Raw genomic sequence first — 5,500 nt, forward strand, 5'->3', positions numbered from 1 at the left:
GCGGCCGGGCGTTGCGCCCGGCCGGGCGGTGGTCGGACCTCTCATCAGCGTCTCCGACGGCACCCCTCGGACCCGGTGACACCACCCCCCAGGTCATCCGTTCGACAGGGGGCAACAGTCATGCCGGGCCCGGAGGCCAGCGGCCCTCTTGCAGGACCGCGAAAAACATAACGGGGAAACGGGGTGGGGGGCGGGACCCTGGTTCATGGTCATGGTCCGCACCCCAGGGACAGCGAAGACGCCGACCGATAGGGTCAACGCCCATAGTTCAATCGGCCACCGTAGAGTCGAACCACGTCGGGCCCTCGGTGAGCGCCTGCTTGATCCGGAAGAGGGCGAACTCCTCGAGCTCGGGCAGCGCGTCGACGGGGAACCACCCCACCTCCAGCGACTCCTCGTCGTTGACGCGTGCCTCACCGCCGACCGCCCGGCAGCGCAGGCACACGTCCATGAACTGGCACCGGTCGCCGTTGGGGTAGGTCACCGGCCGGGCGAACGTCTGGACGAGCACGATGCGCTCGGGGACGCAGCGTACGGCGGTCTCCTCGTACACCTCGCGGACCGCTGCCGTGGCCGGCTGCTCCCCCGGTTCCGGGATGCCGCCGATGATCGACCACTTGCCGGTGTCGGCGCGTCTTCCCAGAAGCACCCGTCCCTCGTCGTCGAAGACCACGGCGCTGACCCCCGGCAGGAAGAGCAGCTGGTGACCGGCGGTGGTCCGGATCTCACGGATGAAATCGGGGATGCCCATGAACCGACCCTAACCGGCCGCGGCCCGACGCTCCTTCGCGCGGGTGCGGCCCACCCAGCCCATGGCGCCCAGCGCGAGTGCCGCAAGGACGCCCTCGGGGAGAGTGCCCATGCGTGTCGCGGGAGTCAGGGAGGAACGCAGCGGCACCTCGGCGACCAGGGCGTCCGGGGTGAACATCCGGGTCTGCTGCACGATCGTCCCGTCCGGCCGGATGATGGCGCTGACACCGCTGGTGACGGGCACCACGACGGCCCTGCTGTGCTCGACCGCCCGCACCCGGGACATCGCCAGTTGCTGGTAGGTCATCTCGCTGCGGCCGAAGGTGGCGTTGTTGCTGGGTACGGAGATCAACCGGGCGCCGTGCGTGACGGTGTCCCGCACCGCCCAGTCGAAGGCCGCCTCGTAGCACGTGGCGAGGCCCACCTTGGTACCCGCCAGATCGAAGACGCCCACCTTGTCGCCGGGGCCGAAGTCGCGGCGGACCCGGTCCACGTCGGAGCTGAAGAGGCGGACGAAGGGCCGCATGGGGATGTACTCGCCGAACGGCTGCACGTGCCGTTTGTCGTAGGTGGCCACCGGCCCCTTCTCGGGGTCCCAGGTGATCAGGGTGTTGCGCAGCGGCCCGGTGTCGGGGGTCAGGACCGCCCCGATCACGGTCGGCGCCCCGATGGCCCTGACGGCCCGGTCGATCACCAGCCGTGCGTCGCCGTTGCGGTACGGGTCGAGGTCCGAGGAGTTCTCCGGCCACAGCACGAAGTCCGGCTCGGGCACCTTGCCCGCGGCGACGTCCTCGGCGAGCTGCTCGGTGCGGTTCGCGTGGTTGTCGAGGACGGCCCGGCGCTGTGCGTTGAAGTCGAGGCCGAGCCGCGGCACGTTGCCCTGGATGGCCGCGACGGTCGCCGTGCCGTCCTCGGCCGAGTCGTCGACGAGGGGCAGCGCCGCGACGGCGGCGGTGACGGGGACGAGGACGGTGAGCGCGGCGGCGGCGACCGGCCCGCGCGGGAACTCGCCCGTCCTCCGGTGCTCACGGAGGCGGCGGGCCGTCTCGTACAACCCGAAGCCGCACAGCGCGACCGCGAAGCCCAGCACGGGGGTGCCGCCCACCGCGGCGAGCGGCAGGAAGACACCGTCCGCCTGACCGAAGGCGATCTTGCCCCAGGGGAATCCGCCGAAGGGGACCCGCGCGCGCAGACCCTCACCGAGGATCCACACGGCGGCTGCCCACACCGGCCACAGCGGCAGCCGGGACACGACGGCGACACCGACGCCGGTCACGGCGACGAACAGCGCCTCGACCGCGGCCAGGGCCAGCCACGGGACGGCGCCGACCTCCTCTCCCGTCCAGACGAGCAGAGGCAGCAGGAAGCCCAGCCCGGCGAGGTGGCCGAGCCCGAACGCGGCCCGCGCCCGCCGTCCGCGGAGGCACCAGCCGAGCAGCGCGAAGGCGGGGAGCGCCAGCCACCAGAGCGGGCGCGGCGGGAAGCTCAGGAACAGCACGACCCCGGACAGCGCGGCCGCAGCGGGCCTGGCGAGCCGCCGCAGCAGCCGGCCTGCCCGGTTGGAGGAGGCGGGCACGGACTGCCGGGTACCGGTGGGGGTGATGGTGGCGCTCACGTGCCGGAGTCTACGGCGGCGCGGCCCGCCGACGTCGGCGCGGCCCCGGTACGGAGGACGACCGTGCGGCGCGCGCCCTCGGCACGGGCGGACGTCGGCGGGCACGGGGCCGATGATTCTCCCGGCAGCGGCCGGTGGTCGCCCCGGCAGCGGAGGAGGCGCCTCTCCGCGCAGGTGGGAGAGGGGTCCCAACGGCGGGAGACGGGGTTCCGCCGCCGGTCAGATGGCCGTGGTCGTCCCCGTGGAGGCTCCCGGCCGAAGGTGGTCGCGGATCACCCGGACCGCGGTCTCCGCGTCGTCCACGGTGACCGTGAAGGTGCGGCCGTCACCGAGGGTGAGCACAATGCCCTCGCCTCGCCGGACGATGACGGCGGTACCCTGCTCGGGACGCCAGCGGCAGCCCCAGCCGCCCCAGTGGCAGGGCGTGACCTTGGGGACGAACTCGGCGCCGACGACCTGTGCGAGCGGAATCCTGCGCCGCGGCACTCCCATGTGGCCGCAGCGCACCTCCATGGCGTCCTTGTCGACCTTCACCGCCACATGGACGAAGGCGAGGGTCCCGAAGAGCATCAGCAGCCCGGCGGCGACGCAGCCGATGACCGACATCAGCAGGGCGACGACACCCGACGTCCACGGCGCGTCGACGGCGAGTTCGATTCCCAGGGCCATACAGGCCGCTCCTGCGGCGGCCAGGACCCACTGGAGTCGGTTGGTCGCGCGACCGGTCCAGAGTGCGGGCGGCGGGTCTCCGGCCTGCCCCTTGCCACGGGGGTGGTCCGTCATGCCTCGCACAGTACTCACCTTCCGGTTCGGGAGCACTGCCTCGTGGGTAGGTCCTCGGAGCCGTGGGAACGGCTCCTCTGCCCCGCTTCTGCCCAGGTCGTCCCGGGCGAACCGGATCCGCCGGCGCGCTGCCGCTCAGTGTGCGGGCGTGACCGGTTTCACCGCGTCGAGCAGCCTGCCCTCGGCGTACGCCCGGGCCGCTCCGGGAAGCTCCGACGCACGGCCGCTGAGCAGTACCGCCAGACCGCCGCCGGGCGCGGCCGCGGGCGCGGGACGTGCACCGACGCGCCGCAGCGCCTGGGCGGCGACGGCCCCCGCGGAGCCGTGCAGGACGACCGGCGGGAGCCCCTCCGGGCGGCCCTCCGCCACGGCGGCGCGGATCCGCTCGGCGACGAGTTCGTAGTGGGTGCAGCCGAGGACCACGGCGCGTACGTCCGAAGGGGTGAGCGCGGCCGCGGCGGCCACGGCGCGGGCCACGGCTGCCTGGTCCGCCCACTGGACGGCGTCGGCGAGACCGGGGCACGGCACTTCGGTGACCCGGGCTCCGTCGGCGAAGTCCGCTATGAGTCCGCGCTGGTAGGGACTGCCCGTGGTGGCCGGGGTGGCCCAGATGGCGACGCGGCCGCCGCCGGCGGCCGCGGGCTTGATCGCGGGTACGGTGCCGATGACCGGCAGGCCGGGCTCCAGCGCGGTGCGCAGCGCCGGGAGGGCGTGGACGGACGCGGTGTTGCAGGCGACGATCAGCGCGTCCGGGCGGTGTGCGGCCGCCGCCCTGGCGACGGTGAGGGCACGCTCGATGACGTCCTCCGGGGTACGCGGACCCCACGGCATGCCGTCGGGGTCGGAGGAGAGGACGAGATCGGCGTCGGGCCGCAGCCGGCGCACCGCGGCGGCCGCAGCGAGGAGGCCGATTCCCGAGTCCATGAGCGCGATCTTCACCCGGTCACCCTAGCCGACGGGCCTTGCGGTCCCCGCGATGTGGTGCACACTGCGGCGAATGAGCCCCCTTGCGTGGATCGCCCTGACTTCCCTGGCCGCGTGGCTGTGGCTGCTGCTCGGGCAGGGCTTCTTCTGGCGTACGGACCAGCGGCTGCCGCGGCGGACGGCGCCGGCCCAATGGCCCTCGGTGGTGGTCGTCGTGCCGGCCAGGGACGAGGCCGCTGTGCTGCCGGAGAGCCTGCCGTCGCTGCTGCGGCAGACCTACCCGGGCAGGGCGGCGGTGGTGCTCGTCGACGACGGCAGTACGGACGGCACGGGCGAGCTGGCCCGCAAGCTGGGCGAGCAGTACGACGGGCTGCCGCTGACGGTGACCTCGCCGGGCGACCCGGAGCCGGGGTGGACGGGCAAGCTGTGGTCCCTGCGGCACGGCATCGCCCTGGCCCGCGCCCTCCGGCCCGACTACCTGCTGCTCACCGACGCGGACATCGCGCACGAGCCGGACAGTCTGAGCGAACTGGTCGCGGCCGCGAACGCGAACGGCCTGGACATGGTGTCGCAGATGGCCCGCCTGCGGGTGGCGACCGGCTGGGAGCGCCTGGTCGTGCCGGCCTTCGTGTACTTCTTCGCCCAGCTCTACCCGTTCCGCTGGATCAACCGGGAGCCCGCGCGCGCCACGGCCGCGGCGGGCGGATGTGTGCTGCTGCGCACGGAGACGGCCGAGCGCGCCGGGATCCCGGAGTCGGTGCGGCAGGCGGTGATCGACGACGTCGCCGTGGCACGGGCGGTGCGCCGGGCCGGCGGCCGGATCTGGCTGGGGCTCGCCGAGCGGGTGGACAGCGTCCGCCCCTATCCACGGCTCGCGGACCTGTGGCGGATGGTGTCCCGGAGCGCCTACGCCCAGCTGCGCCACAGTCCGCTGCTGCTCGCGGGGACGGTCGCCGGGCTCGCAGTCGTCTATCTGTCGCCGCCCGTCGCGGTGTACGCCGCGGTGCTCCCGGGGGTACCGGGGTCCGCCGTGGCCGGCTGGGCGGGACTCCTGGCGTGGGCGGTGATGGCGGCGACGTACGTCCCGGTGCTCCGCTACTACCGGCAGACGCTGTGGCTCGCCCCGACGCTGCCGTTCACCGCTCTGCTCTATCTGCTGATGACGGTGGACTCGGCGGTGCAGCACCACCGGGGACGGGGCGCGGCCTGGAAGGGGCGTACGTACTCCCGTCCCGAGGCCGCACCCGACCGTTGACGCCCGGCTCAGCTTGGCGTTTAACCGCGTTGTGTTTGGTGTTCCTTGATCGATTCGGCGCGTTTGATGGTTTTGCCGACGTCGTGGCGCTTGGCACGTTGCTTGTTCTTCGAGCCGGGAGGCCGTCCAGGCCCGGGCCGGGTTGGTTTCGGTGCGGTCGCTGGGCGGGCTGC

Annotated in this window: 5 protein-coding genes and 1 pseudogene; 1 reads left to right on the top strand and 5 read right to left on the bottom strand. The window is 73.5% G+C overall.

Annotation, left to right across the window (positions count from 1 at the left end; all coding sequences use genetic code 11):
- Positions 1-268: 268 nt before the first annotated feature.
- The 4 genes from QMZ92_RS35495 to QMZ92_RS35510 form a co-directional block, all read right to left on the bottom strand.
- Positions 269-751, bottom strand: a complete 483-nt coding sequence (locus QMZ92_RS35495) for an NUDIX hydrolase (protein WP_283302023.1) — start codon at positions 749-751, stop codon at positions 269-271.
- A 9-nt stretch (positions 752-760) separates the two neighbouring features.
- Positions 761-2,365: an apolipoprotein N-acyltransferase gene (gene lnt / locus QMZ92_RS35500; RefSeq protein ID WP_283302025.1), complete on the bottom strand. Its 1,605-nt coding sequence runs from the start codon at positions 2,363-2,365 to the stop codon at positions 761-763.
- Between the two features lie 219 nt (positions 2,366-2,584).
- Positions 2,585-3,148: a hypothetical protein gene (locus QMZ92_RS35505; protein WP_283302028.1), complete on the bottom strand. Its 564-nt coding sequence runs from the start codon at positions 3,146-3,148 to the stop codon at positions 2,585-2,587.
- A gap of 135 nt (positions 3,149-3,283) precedes the next feature.
- On the bottom strand, positions 3,284-4,087 hold the full coding sequence (locus tag QMZ92_RS35510; RefSeq protein ID WP_283302029.1) for a glutamate racemase: 804 nt from the start codon (positions 4,085-4,087) through the stop codon (positions 3,284-3,286).
- A gap of 58 nt (positions 4,088-4,145) precedes the next feature.
- On the opposite strand from QMZ92_RS35510, the gene QMZ92_RS35515 reads away from it, so the two are divergent.
- Positions 4,146-5,327 (top strand): glycosyltransferase, encoded by a 1,182-nt coding sequence (locus QMZ92_RS35515; RefSeq protein ID WP_283302032.1) that lies wholly within the window; start codon positions 4,146-4,148, stop codon positions 5,325-5,327.
- Positions 5,328-5,347: 20 nt separating this feature from the next.
- Here QMZ92_RS35515 and QMZ92_RS35520 read toward each other — a convergent pair.
- Positions 5,348-5,500 (bottom strand): annotated as a pseudogene (locus QMZ92_RS35520) (NF041680 family putative transposase); the annotation flags it as partial.

Origin of the sequence: Streptomyces sp. HNM0645, from assembly GCF_030056615.1 — a bacterium.
Classification (GTDB): Bacteria; Actinomycetota; Actinomycetes; order Streptomycetales; family Streptomycetaceae; genus Streptomyces; species Streptomyces marianii.